The sequence below is a fragment of the Paraburkholderia sp. D15 genome (assembly GCF_029910215.1).
Classification (GTDB): Bacteria; Pseudomonadota; Gammaproteobacteria; order Burkholderiales; family Burkholderiaceae; genus Paraburkholderia.
This window is the reverse complement of record NZ_CP110395.1, coordinates 2,306,183-2,322,294: the sequence shown is the minus strand read 5'-3', so window position 1 is coordinate 2,322,294 and position 16,112 is coordinate 2,306,183. Positions and strand designations below refer to the sequence as shown.

The window sequence follows — 16,112 nt, the reverse complement described above, 5'->3', positions numbered from 1 at the left end:
GCGGGTTGGTGATGGTCCGCGGCGACGCCCGCCGCTTTGTTGAGTGCATCACGCAGAAGCAACGCGCAGCGGTTTTGCGCTTTTTCGGACGGGCACCGCTTGATGCGGTGCCCGTTTTTTTTGGGGGGCATCTACCGTTGATAGTTGATATTTGAAAAGTACGTCTCGCGTAAATTTTTTCAAGTGCATTAAAAATTTATTCCATATGGCGGCGTGTTTTTTGTCTAAATAAATTATCTTGCGTAAGAAGTGTCTTGTATTTTTGGTTTAAAAATAAGGCTGGTTGGGAATTTACTTATGTGGTCTTGCGCGTCTGACTTGAAATCGAGACGATCTAGAATTTTGACAAAATATTATTTGCTTGCACCGATAATATTGCGGTAACTTTTGCGAAATCGATTTCCGAGGTTCGCGATGAAACGTAGCTATCTGAAAGTTGGTGATCAATCCTCTTCGGGCGGCGCAGTAACAGATGGCATTCCGCTCATGACTCACGATGGAACCAATCTAACTTATTTGGGAGCGCCTATCGATTGCCCGATTTGCCGCTCCACCGGAACAATCGTTGCGAGAGGGCCGCGTTGGCCTGGAAACCTGATGGGGAAACAGGCGGCGCTGGAGGGGGATTTGTGCGCTTGTGGCTGTTATCCGTTTCCCGTCATGCTGGCTTCCCAATCAGACATGACGATGAGTTTTGAGGCACGTGAACTTGCTGATATGGGATTCGGCCCCGATGGTGTTTCTTTAATTCATCCGACGCTGTCCACTCATTGGATACGCTTCGATCTTGGCGAGGAAGCTAACTGTGAAGGCTTGGTGTGTCGGGCCCACTTCGCGGATGGCTCGGTTGAGGAAGGGACGTTCGATTCTGAAAACGTCGTCCATTTCGAGCGATCAGATTCAACGCTGTGCAATAAGGTTGAGATAGCGGTGGAGTATCGGATGCCGTCCGGATCGGTAATTGATTGCCTGCTTGGCGCGATGGCGCGCTGAAATATGACGAGCGTTCAAATCAGTTTTGATGGCCCCTATGAGGCCCAGAAAAAACATCGACTCCCCAATGCTCTCCTTGAAGCAGCAATTTCGAATTGGGAGGCCATAGCGACGAAATTTGGAAGTGATGCGATCAAAGATGCCGCCACTCGAAAGAGATATATGGCTCATATCGCTGAAATATCGAGTGAGGTCAGGAAGGATGTTGATGCTGGGAATATGTCCGTTAAGGATGGTGCTATTTTCTGCAATCAATTGAGGGATAAACTATTCATTGAATATCGAAAATATACGTCTGCAGTAGGAGTCGCCCGGGCAGAGGTTGTCAAACTCGATGCTCGTGGATTCGATTATTATCTAAACAAATACTCGCAAATTCAATTTCGCAAGAATTTCACGGAATTGACTACTGCGGAGCGGGGGGCTGTTTATTACGAGGTCGTAAAATCGTCCGGCAGGGGGAATGACACTGTTAATTCGGATATTAGAAAACTTAGAGTGAGGGGGAACGTATTCCTGCTTGTGACTGCTATTCTCGCCACTGGAGAGATCATTGGAGCGAAGAACAAGATCAAGGAAATGGCCAGACAGGGAAGTATTGTCGCGGGAGGGATGGTCGGTGGTGGTATCGCCGGGTTTGGCGTGTCGTTTGTCTGTGGGCCGGCCGAACCGCTTTGCGCGGTGGCGTTGGTCTACATCGGAAGTAATGCCGGCGGTATGATCGGGCAACTGACAAACGATGCCTATCAGGACGAGCTGGACGAGTTCATGCAGTGGATGAAAAAGTGAGGGATTCGAGGTGACTGCAGCTTTGCTAATAGTTCTGCTTGTGCTGTTCGTTGGGGCAGGCGGTGTGATGCTGGTCAGTCTCGTATCGAAAGATCGTGGCATCAACTTTTACGACCTGGACAACGAAGACACTGCCACGCCTGGCAAATGGGACGTGCTGCGAAAACCGGCGGTCTTCTATACGGCTACGGCTGTGTTGTTGGGCTCGGCGGGGGCATATCTCTGGTGGCGAGGCGCCACGGGATAGCGTCTATCCCAGTCACACCACATACCAATCACAACCACCAACAAAAAAGCGCCGCAAACTCCGCGACGCTTTTCCCAACGAATCCATCCCTCAACCAGCCCGCATCCCGCGGGCCGATCGAAAACGAACCTCACCCCAGCTTCTTCACCTCCAGCCGGAACTTATGCAGCAACGGTTCCGTATACCCGCTCGGCTGCTGACGCCCTTCGAACACAAGCGCCTGCGCCGCCTTGAACGCGATCGTGTCGAACCCCGGCGCCATCGGCTTGTAATGCGGATCGCCCGCGTTCTGTTCGTCGACGACCTTCGCCATCCGCTTGAACGTCTCTTCGACCAGCTCACGCTGCACCACGCCGTGATACAGCCAGTTGGCAATGTGCTGGCTCGAAATACGCAGCGTCGCGCGGTCTTCCATCAGACCGACGTCGTGAATGTCCGGCACCTTCGAGCAACCCACGCCCTGATCGATCCAGCGCACCACGTAACCGAGAATGCCTTGCGCGTTGTTGTCGATCTCGCTGCGGATCTCGTCGTCGCTCCACTGCGCTTTTTCGACCACCGGGATGGTCAGCAGACCATCGAGCAGTTCGTCACGCACCGCCGCGTAGTCCGTGCGTTCGAGTTCGCGCTGAACCGCCTGCACGTCGATCTGATGGTAATGCAGCGCGTGCAGCGTCGCGGCGGTCGGCGAGGGCACCCATGCGGTGTTCGCGCCGGCCTTCGGATGCGCGATTTTCTGTTCGAGCATCGCGTGCATCAGGTCGGGCATCGCCCACATTCCCTTGCCGATCTGCGAGCGGCCGCGCAGGCCCGCGTTCAAACCGACCAGCACGTTGCTGCGCTCGTACGCCGCGATCCACGCGCTCGATTTCATGTCGCCCTTGCGCATCATCGGGCCGGCTTCCATCGCGCTGTGCATCTCGTCGCCGGTGCGGTCGAGGAAACCCGTGTTGATGAACGCCACACGCTCCGACGCTTCGGCGATACAGGCGAGCAGGTTCACGCTGGTGCGGCGCTCCTCGTCCATGATGCCCATCTTGATCGTGTTGCGCGGCAGCTTCAGCAGGTCTTCGACGCGCGCGAACAGCTCGCTCGCGAAGGCGACTTCGACCGGCCCGTGCATCTTCGGCTTGACGATGTAGATCGAGCCGGTGCGCGAGTTCAGTTGATGCTTGCGATCGTGCAGCGCGCACAGCGTGGTGATCACCGCGTCCAGAATGCCTTCGGGAATCTCCGCGCCGTCGCGTGTCAGCACGGCCGGGTTGGTCATCAGGTGACCGACGTTGCGGATGAACAGCAGCGAGCGGCCATGCAGCACCACCGGCGCGGTGCCGTTCGCCGCCGTGTACACGCGGTCAGCGTTCAGACGGCGCGTGAAGGTCTTGCCGTTCTTCGTGACTTCCTCGGCGAGGTCGCCGTTCATCAGGCCGAGCCAGTTGCGGTAGAGCTGAACCTTGTCGTCCGCATCCACGGCCGCGACCGAATCCTCGCAGTCGATGATCGTGCTCACCGCCGCTTCGACCACCACGTCCTTCACGTGCGCGGCGTCGGTCTTGCCGATCGAGTCGTTCGCGTCGATCTGGATGTCGAAGTGCAGACCGTTGTGCTTGAGCAGCACGGACGACGGCGCGCTTTCCTCGCCCTGATAGCCGATGAACTGCGCGGGCGTCTTCAACTCGCTCGTGCCGTTCTTCAGCGTGACGACCAGCTTGCCGGCTTCCACGCTGTAGCGGGTCGCGTCGGCGTGCGAGCCGTTCGCGAGCGGCGCGGCCTCGTCGAGAAATTTGCGTGCGTAGGCGATCACCGCGGCGCCGCGCACCGGGTTGAAGGCCTGCTGTTTTTCCGCGCCGCCGGTTTCGGGTATCGCGTCGGTGCCGTACAGCGCGTCGTACAGACTGCCCCAGCGCGCGTTCGCCGCGTTCAGCGCGTAGCGCTGGTTCGACAGCGGCACCACCAGCTGCGGGCCGGCCTGTTCGGCGATTTCGGTATCCACGTGGTCGGTCGTGGCGTTGACACTGGCAGGCGCCGGCACGATGTAGCCGATGCCTTCGAGAAACGCGCGGTAGGCTCGCAGATCGCGAACCGGGCCGGGATGCGCGCGATGCCAGGTGTCGAGTTCGGTTTGCAGGCGGTCGCGCTCGGCCAGCAGCGCGCGGTTTTTGGGCGCCAGCTCGTGCACGAGGGCGTCGAAACCCGACCAGAATGCTGCGCTGTCCAGACCGGTGCCGGGCAGGGCTTCGGTCTCGACGAACTGGTCGAGGTTGGCGGCGACCTGCAGTCCGCCGCGCGGGTTCATCTGAGTCATCGACTGCTCCATCTGTCTGAATGGGGCCGATGAGGGGGCATCGGCCCGCGTTGGGTTACTGCTTGTTAATGTTGCGAACTGAGGTGCTGCGTTCTTAAGCCGCCAGTGCCGCGACGCCGGCCTTGGCGACCTGCGCGTCCTGATCCGGCTTGACACCCGACACGCCGACCGCGCCGACCACCTGGCCGTCGACGATCACCGGCACGCCGCCTTCCAGCGTGCCCAGCAGCGGCGCGCTCAGAAATGCGGTGCGGCCGTTGTTGATCATGTCTTCGTATACCTTGGTTTCACGGCGGCCGAGCGCCGAAGTGCGGGCCTTTTCGGTCGCGATGTACGAACTGGCGGGCGCACAGCCATCCAGACGCAGCATGCCGAGTTGATGGCCGCCATCGTCGACGACCACGATGGCGACGGCCCACTGGTTCTTCTCGGCTTCCGCGCGGGCGGCGTCGAGTACACGGGTCGTTTCGGCTACGGTCAACACGGGTTTGCTCAGCATAATGAATTTCCTGTCTCGGGTTATGGTAAGGATGCTTCTACTAGTTCTATCCAGTGGCGCACCGGAGTGCGCCCGGCGCCGTCCAGATGCGTCTGGCAGCCGATATTGGCCGTCACGATCAGTTCCGGCTTGCCGCTTTCCAGCGCATCGAGCCGCTGGTCGCGCAACGTGCGCGCCAGCTCGGGCTGGGTGATCGAATACGTGCCCGCCGAGCCGCAGCACAGGTGCGAATCCGGCACCGCGCTCAGCTCGAAGCCGAGTCGACGCAGCACCGATTCGACCGCGCCGCCCAGCTTCTGCGCATGCTGCAACGTGCAGGGGCAATGAAAAGCGATCTTTCGTTGCGCCTGCCCGGACGACGTGGACCCTGCCTGCGGCTCCTGGTGTAACTCCTGCAACCGGCCGAGCGGCTCGTTAGCCAGTACCTCGACGAGGTCTCGCGCCAGTCCGGCGACCCGCTGCGCTTTTGACGCATAGCGAGGATCGTCGCGCAGCAGATGTCCGTATTCCTTGACGAACGCGCCGCAGCCGCTCGCGGTTTGCACGATGGCTTCGGCGCCGGCCTCGATGGCGGGCCACCACGCGTCGATATTGCGTCGTGCCCGTTCGAGGCCTGCCTGTTGTGCATTCAGATGATAATCGGTCGCCCCGCAACAGCCGGCCTGGCGGACATCCACGATGCTGATGCCCAGCCGGTCGAGCACGCGCGCGGCGGCCGCGTTGGTGTTCGGCGACAGCGTGGGTTGCACGCAGCCTTCAAGCATCAGCATTGTGCGCGGATGCCGCGGCGCCGGCCTCGGCTTCGGACGGGCGGCACGCCTGGGGATTTTACGTCCCAGGGCGCCTGGAACAAACCGGCGCAGGCTCTGGCCGCTTGCCAGCAGCGCGCCGAACACCGCGGAACGCGGAATCACCTGGCGCAAACCCTCGCGCAGCAGGCGTTCGGCGGCCGGCCGGCCGACCTGCCGCTCGACTTCCGCGCGGCCGATGTCGAGCAGCGCATGGTAGGTGACACCCGACGGGCAGGTGGTCTCGCAGTTGCGGCAACTCAGGCAGCGGTCGAGGTGCAACTGGGTTTGACGCGTGACCGGCTCGCCTTCGAGCATCTGCTTGATCAGGTAGATGCGCCCGCGCGGGCCGTCGAGTTCGTTGCCGAGCAGCTGGTAGGTCGGGCAGGTCGCGTTGCAGAAGCCGCAGTGCACGCAGGAACGCAGGATCTGTTCGGCTTCGTCCGCGCGAGCCAGGGTTTGGGCCGCGTCGCTGAGATTGGTTTGCATGATGTCGTGTGCCTTGCGTGCGTCACAGGCCGGCGTAGAGGCGGCCGGGGTTGAAGAGACCGCGCGGGTCGAGCCGTTGCTTCAGTTGCTGGTGAAAACGCAGCAATGCGGGCGGCAGCGGGGTGAACGGCTCGGCATCCGCGCCTGGCGTGAAGCAGGTCGCGTGGCCGCCGGCCGCGTGGGCGAGTTGTCGCAGCGTGGCCCCGGGCGCATCGGTTTTCAGCCAGCGTTGCGCGCCGGCCCAGTCGAGCAGCGTGTCGCCGGGCAGCGCGACCCACGGTGTCGCGTTCGGCAGCGACAGACGCCACAGCGGACGCGCGTCGTGGAAAAACGCCAGGCGCCGTTCGCGCAGATCGTCCCAGAAGCGCGCGTCGAGTGGGTCGCCGCCGATGCGTTGCACCGCCGACCCGACCGACCCCACCCCGCCTTCGAGCCGCACATGCAGCCGGCCGTCGACGTAGCACGCGGCCGTGGCCGGCAACACCGCCCGCCGCCAGGCCGACAATTCGCGCAGCGCGTCGTCCGCGCCGAGTTCGAGCGCGAGACTGGCCGCCGCGCGCGGCCTGGGCAGCACCTTCAGCGAGACCTCGGTGAGCACGCCGAGACAACCGAAGCTGCCCGCGAGCAGCCGCGACACGTCGTAGCCCGCGACGTTCTTCATCACCTCGCCGCCGAAGCGCAGATGTTTCGCGTCGCCGGTAATCACGCGGCAGCCGAGCACGAAGTCGCGCACCGCGCCCGACCACGGCCGGCGCGGCCCGGCGAGTCCGGTCGCGACCATTCCGCCGACGCTCGCCGCGCCGTCGCAGTCGGGCGGCTCGCACGGCAGCATCTGGCCGGCCGCGTCGAGCGCGGCGTTCAGTTCGACGAGCGGCGTGCCGGCGCGCGCGGTGATCACGAGCTCGGTCGGGTCGTAGCTGATCACGCCGCGATGCGAGCGCGTATCGAGCGGCACGCCTTGCACCGCGCGGCCGAGGAAGGCCTTGCTGTCGCCGCCGCGAATCCGCAACGGCGTGCCGTCGCGCAGCGCCTGCGCGACTTCGGCGACGAGCCGTTCGCTGTCGTCGAGGGAAAACGGATCGTGGTGCATCAGAAACGCTCCAGTTCGGGAAACGGCAGCGCGCCGTGGTGGATGTGCATCGCGCCGAATTCGGCGCAACGGTGCAGGGTCGGCACGTTCTTGCCGGGATTGAGCAGGCCGTTCGGATCGAAGGCGGCCTTCAGCGCGTGGAAGAAGCGCAGTTCGTCGTGATTGAACTGCACGCACATCTGGTTGATTTTTTCGCGGCCCACGCCGTGTTCGCCGGTGATGCTGCCGCCCACCGCGACGCACAGCTCGAGAATCCGCGCGCCGAGCGCTTCCGCGCGTTCGGTCTCGCCGGGCGCGTTCGCATCGAACAGGATCAGCGGATGCAGGTTGCCGTCGCCCGCGTGGAACACGTTGGCGACCCGCAGACCGTATTGCGCCGATAGCGCTTCGATGCCCGTCAGCACGCGCGGCAATTCGCGGCGCGGAATCGTGCCGTCCATGCAGTAGTAGTCGGGCGACACGCGGCCCACGGCGGGAAACGCGTTCTTGCGGCCGGCCCAGAAACGCTGCCGCTCGGCTTCGTCGCGGGCGATGCGGATCTCGCTCGCGCCGGCTTCGCGCAGCAGGCGCTCCACGCAGGCGACGTCCTCGTCGACGTCGCTTTCCACGCCGTCCACTTCGCACAGCAGGATCGCGGCGGCATCGACCGGATAGCCCGCGTGGATGAAGTCCTCGGCCGCGCGGGTCGCGAGCTGGTCCATCATTTCGAGGCCGCCGGGAATCACGCCCGCGCCGATGATGCGCGCCACCGCCGCGCCGGCCTGTCCGATGTCGTCGAAACTCGCGAGCAGCACCTTCGCGCACGGCGGTTTGGTGAGCAGCTTGACCGTGACTTCGGTGACGATGCCGAGCATGCCCTCCGAGCCCGTGAGCAACGCGAGCAGATCGAAGCCGGGCGAATCGAGCGCGTCGGCGCCGAGCGTGAGCCGCTCGCCGTCGATGGTCAGAATCTCCAGCTTGAGGATGTTGTTGACCGTCAGCCCGTACTTCAGGCAATGCACGCCGCCGGCGTTTTCCGCGACGTTGCCGCCGATCGAGCAGGCGATCTGCGACGACGGGTCCGGCGCGTAGTACAGCCCGTGCGGCGCGGCGGCCTGCGAGATCGCGAGATTGCGCACGCCGGGTTGCACGCGCGCGGTGCCGGCTTCGGGGTCCACGTCGAGAATCCGGTTGAAGCGCGCCATCACCAGCAGGATGCCTTTTTCCAGCGGCAGCGCGCCGCCCGACAGCCCGGTGCCCGCGCCGCGCGCGACGACCGGGATGCGCTGCGCGTCGGCGAATTTCAGTAGCGTCTGGACCTGCTCGACGCGCTCGGGCAGCGCGACCAGCATCGGCGTCGCGCGGTAGGCGGCGAGGCCGTCGCATTCGAACGGTTTCAGTTCTTCGCGCTCGTGCAGCAGTTGCAGGTCGGGCAGCAGCGCCCGCAGGCGCGCGACGACCACGGTTTTGTCGTGCGTCGCGAGCGCGCCGTCGACGCTTTCGTCGTAGTGATAGCTCATGGGGAAGTCTCCTCGAAGCCGCGCCGGATCTGGCGGAAGTCCCGTGGGCACGGGCGCGCGAGCGCGTCTCAGGCGGAATTGTTGCGGCTGCGGGGAGGGCTGTCGACGGCTCGGGATAGTGGTCGTACCAGTTTTTGATCGACGTGGTTTGATTTGAATCAGGCTGAAAGGCCGATGCAATGGGTTCGGAGCGTCGATTCTGAAGTCGCGCGTGGTAAAGTCAAAAAGTGGTCATACCAGTGGATTCACGCGATGCAGACAACGGAACAGGACAACACGCGGCAAGTCGCGGACGTCGTCGCCGAACGGATCGAGCGGCTGATCGTCGACGGCGTGCTGAAGACGGGCCAGGCGCTGCCGTCCGAACGGCGTCTCACCGACAAGCTCGGCGTGTCGCGTACCGCGCTGCGCGAAGGGCTGAAGCTACTGCGGGCGCGCGGCATCATCGAGACGGCGCACGGCAGGGGCTCGTTCGTCGCGAGCCTCACGGCTCAGCCCGCGCTCACGCCGCTGATGCATCTGCTCGGCTCCCAGCCGCGCACGCTCTACGATCTGTTCGAAGTGCGCGGCATGCTGGAAGCGGAATCCGCGCGGCTCGCGGCGCTGCGCGGCACCAGCGCCGACTACGCGCTGATCACGCGCCGCTACGAGGCGATGCTCGCCGCGCAGGGCAAGGAAACCAGCGCGTCGGCGCATGCGCGGCTCGATCACGCGTTCCATCTGGCGATCTGCGAGGCGTCGCATAACCCGGTGCTCGTGCATACGCTGAGCACGCTGACCGATCTGCTGCTGAGTTCGGTGTTCGCGTCGGTCAACAATCTGTATCACCGCGAGCCGCAGAAGAAGGTGATCGACCGGCAGCATGCGCGGCTCTATAACGCGGTCACCGGCAAGCTGCCCGAGCAGGCGCGCAAGGCGGCGGCCGAGCATATCCAGAGCGTGTGCGAGAACCTGCGGGAAATCGAACAGGAAGAGCAGCGGCTCGTGCGCGCCACGCTCAGGCTGGAGGGCTGGGACTAACCGCGCGTGGGCGGCGCGGACCTACGGTTATACGGACACGTCTATCGTATTGCGCGCGTGGACCGGCGACGCGCCTTACAATCGAGCCTTGGTTTCAGCCCACGTTCAGCCCATTCGCGCGGCCCCACGCGCCTTCACATCATGCCGACCATCAGCGAGCTTTTCGTCTATCCGATCAAATCCTGCGCGGGCATCGCGCTGAACCAAGCGCGCCTGTTCGCGACCGGCCTCGAATACGATCGATGCTGGATGCTCGCCGACCCGTCGGGCGCGATGCTCACGCAGCGCGTGCATCCGCGCATGGCGCTGATCAAGGTCGCGTTCGACGGCGACGACCTCGTGATCTCGGCGCCCGGCATGAGCGAGTTGCGCACGCCGCTGGATGCCGCGCGGCTCGCGCCGGCCGCCGCACGGCGCGCGCAGGTGTGGGGCGACGTGGTGCAGGGGCTCGACACCGGCGAAGAAAGCGCCGCGTGGTTCTCCCGCTTCATCGGCGTGCCGGCGCGGCTGCTGCGTTTCGATCCCGCGCAGCAGCGGATCGTCGATCCCGACTACACCGCGAGCACCGGCGGCGCAACCACCTTCTTCGCCGACGGTTTTCCATTGCTGGTGCTCGGCCAGGCCTCGCTCGACGACCTCAACCAGCGTCTGAACGGCAAGGGCGCGCCGGCCATTCCGATGGACCGCTTCCGTCCCAACGTGGTGGTGAGCGGGCTCGATGCCTACGAGGAAGACTATGTGGAGACGCTGAGCGTCGAAGCTACCGGCAGTGCAGATGCCGGTCCAGCCGGCGAAGCGGTGCGCCTGCAACTGGTCAAGACCTGTTCGCGCTGCCCGATGCCGACCATCGATCAGGCGACCGGCGCGCCCAATCCAGACTGGCCGAACGAACCGACCGACACCATGAGCACCTACCGCGCGAACGCGCAGCGCAACGGCGCGATCACGTTCGGCAATAACGCGCTGGTCGCGAGCGGCGCCGGCGCGTGGCTGCGGGTTGGCCAGACGGTCGAAGCGGAGCTGGGCTTCGGCGATTGATCGACGCCGCTTCGGCGATCAGGCGCCGTCATGCGGGCGGCGCGGTCGCCGTGCTTTGGGTTGGGCACATAAGCCACCTTTAATGCCGCGCGCTCCCGTTCAACACCGCGAGGATCACCTGCATCGGCGCGGGCTTCACGAAATGGTGATCGAAGCCCGAGCGCAGCGATGCGCTTCTTTCCTCCGCGCGTTCGAGTCCGCTGACCGCGACTAGCGTCGGCGCGGGCACGTCGCCGACGTAGCGAATGCGTCGCGCCAACGCACGGCCGTCCAGGCGCGGCATCTCGACATCCAGCAGCGCGGCGTCCGGATGCCACGCGCAATACTGCGCGAACGCATCCAGACCGTCGCGCGCGGTACGTATGTCGAAGCCCTGCTCGGCGAAATAGAGTGCGTACGCGGCGAGCAGATCGGCATCGTCGTCGGCGATCAGCAGGCGGGCTGCTTGTCGGGTAGGCATCGGACTTCCCCCTTTATATGTGTTTGCTATCTCAATGCATCGATATACCTGGTAGTGAGCAATTCGAAGTCCCGATAGAATCGTGTCATCCATCGCCCCCCGCCGTTTCACCTCCCCAACCAGCGCGCAAGGCTTCCGGCACCGTCTCCCGATGAACAATTTACCGGCCGGCAACGGCGAAGAAGCGCAAATCGCGCGCGATATCGAAGCAGTCCAACGGATCGACGCCGTGCCCGCGATCCTGCGCCTCATCTGCCGGAACACGGGGATGGGCTTCGCGGCCGTGGCCCGCGTCACCGGCCAGAGCTGGACCGCCTGCGCGGTACAGGACGACGTCGCCTTCGGTCTCGCGGCCGGCGGTCAGCTCGATCTGCGCACCACGCTGTGTTTCGAATCGCGCGCGGCGCGGGCCACGATCGTGATCGACAATTTCAGCGACGATCCCGTGTATCGCGGCCATCACACCGCGCGAATCTACAACCTCGGCAGTTATATTTCCGTGCCGATCATTCTTCCCGACGGCAGCTATTTCGGTAATCTCTGCGCGATCGACCCGAAGCCCGCCGAAGTGTCGAACCCGCGCACGCTCAGCATGTTCGAAGGGTTCGCGGACCTGATCGCGCTGCAGCTCGCGAGCGAAGGGCGCCATCAGGCGGTGCGGACCGCGCTCTTCAACGAGCGCGAAACGGCGAGCCTGCGCGAGCAGTTCATCGCGGTGCTCGGCCACGATCTGCGCAATCCGCTCTCGGCGGTCAGCGCGACGGCTGAATTGCTGGCGCTGCGCAAACACGAACCGGATCTCGTGAAGATCGGCCTGCGCCTGAAAGCCACCACGCTGCGCATGGCGCGGCTGATCGACGACGTGATGGACTTCGCGCGCGGCCGGCTCGGCTCGGGCATCGGCGTGTCGATCGACGAGGTCGACGATCTCGACACCGCGCTGCGGATGGTGGTCGCGGAACTGCGCGAGGCCCACCCCGACCGGCTGCTGGCCGACGACATCGCGATCGGCGCGCGGGTGCGCTGCGACCGCACGCGCGTGCAGCAACTGCTGTCGAACCTGGTCGGCAATGCCGTGACGCACGGCGCGGCGGCGTTCCCGGTGCGCGTGCTGGCCCGCATCGAAGGCGCGGAGCTGGTGTTGAGCGTGGTGAACGGCGGCGAGGAAATCGCGCCGGAGGTGCTGGCGAGAGTCTTCGAACCGTACTGGCGGCCGGCCACCAGCAAGCCGGGCGGCGGCCTCGGGCTGGGGCTCTATATCTGCAAGCAGATCGTCTCCGCGCATGGCGGCACGCTCGAGGTGCAGTCGTCGGCGCAGGACGGCACGCGTTTCGTCGCGCGTCTGCCGATGGCGGTTTAACCGGCCTTTCGTGTTCGCGCGGGCTTCATGCGGTCATCGCTGTGGTTATCGCTGTGATCACCCTGCAGGCCGCGTTTCGTGACCTTCAACTGACCGGCCCGCACGGGTCGCGCCGCACGCGCACAGTGCTGCGTCGCACCATCCCTGTGCCTCGCTGCATCAAAACGCATCGCGCGCGGCACCTGTCGCGCCACTGCGGCATTCCCTCCAAAGCCCCGTTCCACAGCCTCGTAGCGCGTATTTGAGCGCATTGGCACAGCCTTTGCATTAACGGTGTCCATCGGATCAACGGCGATCCGCCGCGAGCCGCCACACCAGGCGCTCGCCGCAACACCGATCAGCACATCTGCGAGGACAACGGCGTCCCCCGGATTCAGTCATCGACTGGATTCGCGGGACGCCGTTTTTTTTCGCCCTTTATCCGGCACGTCGAGGACATCGCGCTCATGAAAATCATCGTTATCGGTCACGGGATGGTCGGCCACAAACTGGTCGAATGCCTCGCGCAGGACGCCGCGCACGGCCACGACATCACGGTGCTGGGCGAGGAATCGCGGCCGGCCTACGACCGCGTGCATCTGTCGGAATTTTTCGCGGGCAAGACGGCGGACGACCTGTCGCTGGTGGAAGCGGGCTTCTTCGAACGGCACGACGTGTCGCTGCGGCTGAACGCGAAAGCGGTCGCGGTGGATCGCGACGCGCGCATGGTGACGCTCGAGACGCCCCAAGGCCGCGACACGCTGCCGTACGACAGGCTCGTGTTCGCCACCGGCTCCACGCCGTTCGTGCCGCCGGTACCGGGCCGCGAGCGCACCGACTGCTTCGTGTACCGCACCATCGACGATCTCGAAGCGATGCGCGAATGCGGCGCGCGCGCAAAAACCGGCACGGTGGTGGGCGGCGGCCTGCTGGGTCTCGAATGCGCGAAGGCGTTGCGCGATCTCGGTCTGCAAACGCACGTGGTGGAATTCGCACCGCGTCTGATGGCCGTGCAGGTCGACGAAGGCGGCGGCCGCGTACTGCGCGCGAAGATCGAAGCGCTCGGCGTGAGCGTGCACACGCAGAAGAACACCTCGGCGATCGTCGACGGCGAAAGCGGCACGCACCGCATGCAGTTCGCGGACGGCAGCCATCTCGACACCGACATGATCGTGTTCTCGGCGGGCATCCGTCCGCGCGACGACCTGGCGCGCGCGAGCGGCCTGACGCTCGGCCCGCGCGGCGGCATCGCGATCGACGACGCGTGCCGCACCAGCGATCCGCACATCTATGCGATCGGCGAATGCGCGGCGTGGAATGGCCAGCTGTTCGGCCTCGTCGCGCCCGGCTACGAGATGGCGCGCACGGTCGCGAAGCAACTGCTGGGCGATTCGTCCGAAGCCGTGTTCGCGGGTGCCGACATGAGCACCAAGCTGAAGCTGATGGGCGTCGACGTCGCGAGTATCGGCGACGCGCATGCCGCGACGCCGGGCAGCCGCGCGTATCAGTTCACCGACGAACGCAAACAGGTCTACAAGAAGCTGGTGGTGTCCGACTGCGGCAAGTATCTGCTTGGCGGCGTGATGGTCGGCGACGCGAGCGAATACGGCACGCTGCTGCAGATGATGCTGAACCGGATCGAACTGCCGGAAGCGCCGGAATCCCTGATCCTGCCGGCGCTGGACGGTCACGCGAAACCCGCGCTCGGCGTCGACGCGTTGCCGGCGGCCGCGCAGATCTGCTCGTGCAACAACGTCTCGAAGGGTGCGCTGTGCGCGGCGGTCGGCGCGGGCGCGACCGATATCGGCGCGCTCAAATGCGCGACCGGCGCCGGCACCTCGTGCGGCGGCTGCGTGCCGCTCGTCACCCAGGTGATGAAGGCCGAGATGAAGAAGCAGGGGCTCGCCGTCAATAACCACCTGTGCGAGCACTTCGCGTACTCGCGGCAGGAGCTGTATCACCTTGTGCGCGTGAACGGTCTGCGCAGTTTCGGCGAACTGCTCGCGAAGCATGGCCGCGGGCTCGGCTGCGATGTCTGCAAGCCGACGGTGGCGAGCATTCTCGCGTCGTGCTGGAACGAGTTCGTGCTGAAGCAGGAGCACGCGTCGCTGCAGGACACCAACGACTACTACCTCGCCAACATCCAGCGCGACGGCACCTATTCGGTCGTGCCGCGCATGGCGGGTGGCGAAGTGACGCCTGACGGCCTGATCGCGGTCGGCCAGGTGGCGAAGAAATACGGCCTCTACACGAAGATCACCGGCGGTCAGCGCGTCGATCTGTTCGGCGTGCGCGTCGAGCAACTGCCGTTCATCTGGGAAGAACTGATCGCGGCGGGCTTCGAATCCGGTCACGCGTACGGCAAGTCGCTGCGCACCGTGAAGTCGTGCGTCGGTTCGACATGGTGCCGCTATGGCGTCGGCGATTCGGTGGGGCTCGCGGTCGAACTGGAGAACCGCTACAAGGGCCTGCGCACGCCGCACAAGATCAAGTTCGGCGTGTCCGGCTGCACCCGCGAATGCGCGGAAGCGCAGGGCAAGGATGTCGGCGTGATCGCCACCGAGAAGGGCTGGAACCTCTACGTGTGCGGCAACGGCGGCATGAAGCCGCGTCACGCGGAACTGCTGGCGGCGGATCTGGATCAGGCGACGCTGGTGCGCTACATCGACCGCTTCCTGATGTTCTACGTGCGCACCGCCGACCGTCTGCAACGCACCAGCGTGTGGCGCGAGAGCCTCGAAGGCGGACTGTCGTATCTGATCGACGTGGTGGTCAACGACCGCCTCGGCGTCGCCGCCGATCTCGAAGCCGAGATGCAGCACGTGGTCGATACCTACGAATGCGAATGGAAGAAGGCCGTCACCGATCCGCACACGCGCAAGCGTTTCCGCCATTTCGTCAACAGCAGCGAGCCGGACCGCAACGTGAGCTTCGTCGAGGAGCGCGGTCAGATCCGGCCGGCCACGCCGGGCGAGCGGGAGTCGAGGCTGGCGGCGATTCCGGTGGTGGTCGAGACGGTTTAGGCGTCGGGTCCGTTGCGCCTTGCGCGTTATTTGCTGCGTTGTTTTCCGCGTTATTTGCCGCGTTATGTGCCGCGTTGTTTTCCGCTGCATTTTTCCGCTGCTTTTTTGTACCGCATTTCCACGTCATTTATCGAGGAGTTGAGCCATGAACATCGATCGTGTGCCGCCCACCTGGACCGCTATCTGCGCACTCGGCGACATCGTGCCGAATACGGGCGTGTGCGCGCTCGTCAACGGCGAGCAGGTCGCCGTGTTTCATGTGAACGACGGCGCCGCACAGACCGCTGTCTACGCGATCGAGAACTTCGATCCGGGCTCGCAGGCGGCGGTGTTGTCGCGCGGGCTGATCGGCAGTCTCGGCGACCGCGTCGTGGTGGCGTCGCCGATCTACAAGCATCACTTCGATCTGCGCACCGGCGAGTGCCTGGAAACGCCGGCGTATTCCGTCAGCGCGTTCGACACGCGCGTGGAGAACGGCCAGGTGTGGGTCGCGGTCTGAGCGCCGATCGTTGAATACACAACTGACTGAGCAA

At 64.5% G+C, this 16,112-nt stretch carries 13 protein-coding genes; 7 read left to right on the top strand and 6 right to left on the bottom strand.

What is annotated here, in order from left to right:
• The first annotated feature begins 414 nt into the window (after positions 1–414).
• Together LFL96_RS09950 and LFL96_RS09945 are read left to right on the top strand one after the other, a co-directional pair.
• A complete protein-coding gene (locus LFL96_RS09950) occupies positions 415–993 on the top strand; it encodes a PAAR domain-containing protein (protein ID WP_280995093.1) in 579 nt (192 codons plus the stop codon).
• Positions 994–996: 3 nt separating this feature from the next.
• On the top strand, positions 997–1,782 hold the full coding sequence (locus LFL96_RS09945) for a hypothetical protein (RefSeq protein ID WP_280995092.1): 786 nt from the start codon (positions 997–999) through the stop codon (positions 1,780–1,782).
• Positions 1,783–2,159: 377 nt separating this feature from the next.
• Here the strand turns inward: LFL96_RS09945 and LFL96_RS09940 are convergent, their stop codons facing one another.
• From LFL96_RS09940 to glcD, 5 genes are all read right to left on the bottom strand, one after another.
• Positions 2,160–4,334, bottom strand: a complete 2,175-nt coding sequence (locus LFL96_RS09940; RefSeq protein ID WP_280995091.1) for a malate synthase G — start codon at positions 4,332–4,334, stop codon at positions 2,160–2,162.
• 94 nt (positions 4,335–4,428) lie between these two features.
• Positions 4,429–4,833, bottom strand: a complete 405-nt coding sequence (locus LFL96_RS09935) for a heme-binding protein (protein WP_280995090.1) — start codon at positions 4,831–4,833, stop codon at positions 4,429–4,431.
• Between the two features lie 20 nt (positions 4,834–4,853).
• Entirely contained in the window at positions 4,854–6,110 is a 1,257-nt protein-coding gene (gene glcF, locus LFL96_RS09930; RefSeq protein ID WP_280995089.1) for a glycolate oxidase subunit GlcF, read from the bottom strand.
• Between the two features lie 22 nt (positions 6,111–6,132).
• Complete coding sequence (gene glcE / locus LFL96_RS09925) at positions 6,133–7,200, bottom strand: glycolate oxidase subunit GlcE (protein WP_280995088.1); 1,068 nt, start codon at positions 7,198–7,200, stop codon at positions 6,133–6,135.
• Positions 7,200–8,699 carry a glycolate oxidase subunit GlcD gene (gene glcD, locus LFL96_RS09920; RefSeq protein WP_280995087.1) on the bottom strand — a complete coding sequence of 500 codons (1,500 nt, stop codon included), beginning with the start codon at positions 8,697–8,699 and terminating at the stop codon, positions 7,200–7,202. The genes glcE and glcD overlap by 1 nt, the downstream gene beginning before the upstream one ends.
• Before the next feature lie 252 nt (positions 8,700–8,951).
• On the opposite strand from glcD, the gene glcC reads away from it, so the two are divergent.
• Positions 8,952–9,719, top strand: a complete 768-nt coding sequence (gene glcC / locus LFL96_RS09915) for a transcriptional regulator GlcC (protein WP_280995086.1) — start codon at positions 8,952–8,954, stop codon at positions 9,717–9,719.
• 141 nt (positions 9,720–9,860) lie between these two features.
• Positions 9,861–10,757 (top strand): MOSC N-terminal beta barrel domain-containing protein, encoded by an 897-nt coding sequence (locus tag LFL96_RS09910; RefSeq protein ID WP_280995085.1) that lies wholly within the window; start codon positions 9,861–9,863, stop codon positions 10,755–10,757.
• Between the two features lie 79 nt (positions 10,758–10,836).
• Here LFL96_RS09910 and LFL96_RS09905 read toward each other — a convergent pair whose 3' ends face one another.
• On the bottom strand, positions 10,837–11,217 hold the full coding sequence (locus LFL96_RS09905; RefSeq protein WP_280995084.1) for a response regulator: 381 nt from the start codon (positions 11,215–11,217) through the stop codon (positions 10,837–10,839).
• Positions 11,218–11,368: 151 nt separating this feature from the next.
• On the opposite strand from LFL96_RS09905, the gene LFL96_RS09900 reads away from it, so the two are divergent.
• The 3 genes from LFL96_RS09900 to nirD all read left to right on the top strand — a co-directional run bounded on the left by LFL96_RS09900 (position 11,369) and on the right by nirD (position 16,078).
• Positions 11,369–12,577 carry a GAF domain-containing sensor histidine kinase gene (locus tag LFL96_RS09900; protein WP_280995083.1) on the top strand — a complete coding sequence of 403 codons (1,209 nt, stop codon included), beginning with the start codon at positions 11,369–11,371 and terminating at the stop codon, positions 12,575–12,577.
• 446 nt (positions 12,578–13,023) lie between these two features.
• Positions 13,024–15,579: a nitrite reductase large subunit NirB gene (gene nirB / locus LFL96_RS09895; protein WP_280995082.1), complete on the top strand. Its 2,556-nt coding sequence runs from the start codon at positions 13,024–13,026 to the stop codon at positions 15,577–15,579.
• A 145-nt stretch (positions 15,580–15,724) separates the two neighbouring features.
• Positions 15,725–16,078 carry a nitrite reductase small subunit NirD gene (gene nirD, locus LFL96_RS09890; protein WP_280995081.1) on the top strand — a complete coding sequence of 118 codons (354 nt, stop codon included), beginning with the start codon at positions 15,725–15,727 and terminating at the stop codon, positions 16,076–16,078.
• Positions 16,079–16,112: the final 34 nt, after the last annotated feature.

Bases quoted from the DNA above. Each gene is read 5' to 3' on its own strand.
- LFL96_RS09950 (WP_280995093.1), top strand. From the start codon at position 415: ATGAAACGTAGCTATCTGAAAGTTGGTGATCAATCCTCTTCGGGCGGC.
- LFL96_RS09945 (WP_280995092.1), top strand. From the start codon at position 997: ATGACGAGCGTTCAAATCAGTTTTGATGGCCCCTATGAGGCCCAGAAA.
- LFL96_RS09940 (WP_280995091.1), bottom strand. From the start codon at position 4,334: ATGACTCAGATGAACCCGCGCGGCGGACTGCAGGTCGCCGCCAACCTC.
- LFL96_RS09935 (WP_280995090.1), bottom strand. From the start codon at position 4,833: ATGCTGAGCAAACCCGTGTTGACCGTAGCCGAAACGACCCGTGTACTC.
- glcF (WP_280995089.1), bottom strand. From the start codon at position 6,110: ATGCAAACCAATCTCAGCGACGCGGCCCAAACCCTGGCTCGCGCGGAC.
- glcE (WP_280995088.1), bottom strand. From the start codon at position 7,200: ATGCACCACGATCCGTTTTCCCTCGACGACAGCGAACGGCTCGTCGCC.
- glcD (WP_280995087.1), bottom strand. From the start codon at position 8,699: ATGAGCTATCACTACGACGAAAGCGTCGACGGCGCGCTCGCGACGCAC.
- glcC (WP_280995086.1), top strand. From the start codon at position 8,952: ATGCAGACAACGGAACAGGACAACACGCGGCAAGTCGCGGACGTCGTC.
- LFL96_RS09910 (WP_280995085.1), top strand. From the start codon at position 9,861: ATGCCGACCATCAGCGAGCTTTTCGTCTATCCGATCAAATCCTGCGCG.
- LFL96_RS09905 (WP_280995084.1), bottom strand. From the start codon at position 11,217: ATGCCTACCCGACAAGCAGCCCGCCTGCTGATCGCCGACGACGATGCC.
- LFL96_RS09900 (WP_280995083.1), top strand. From the start codon at position 11,369: ATGAACAATTTACCGGCCGGCAACGGCGAAGAAGCGCAAATCGCGCGC.
- nirB (WP_280995082.1), top strand. From the start codon at position 13,024: ATGAAAATCATCGTTATCGGTCACGGGATGGTCGGCCACAAACTGGTC.
- nirD (WP_280995081.1), top strand. From the start codon at position 15,725: ATGAACATCGATCGTGTGCCGCCCACCTGGACCGCTATCTGCGCACTC.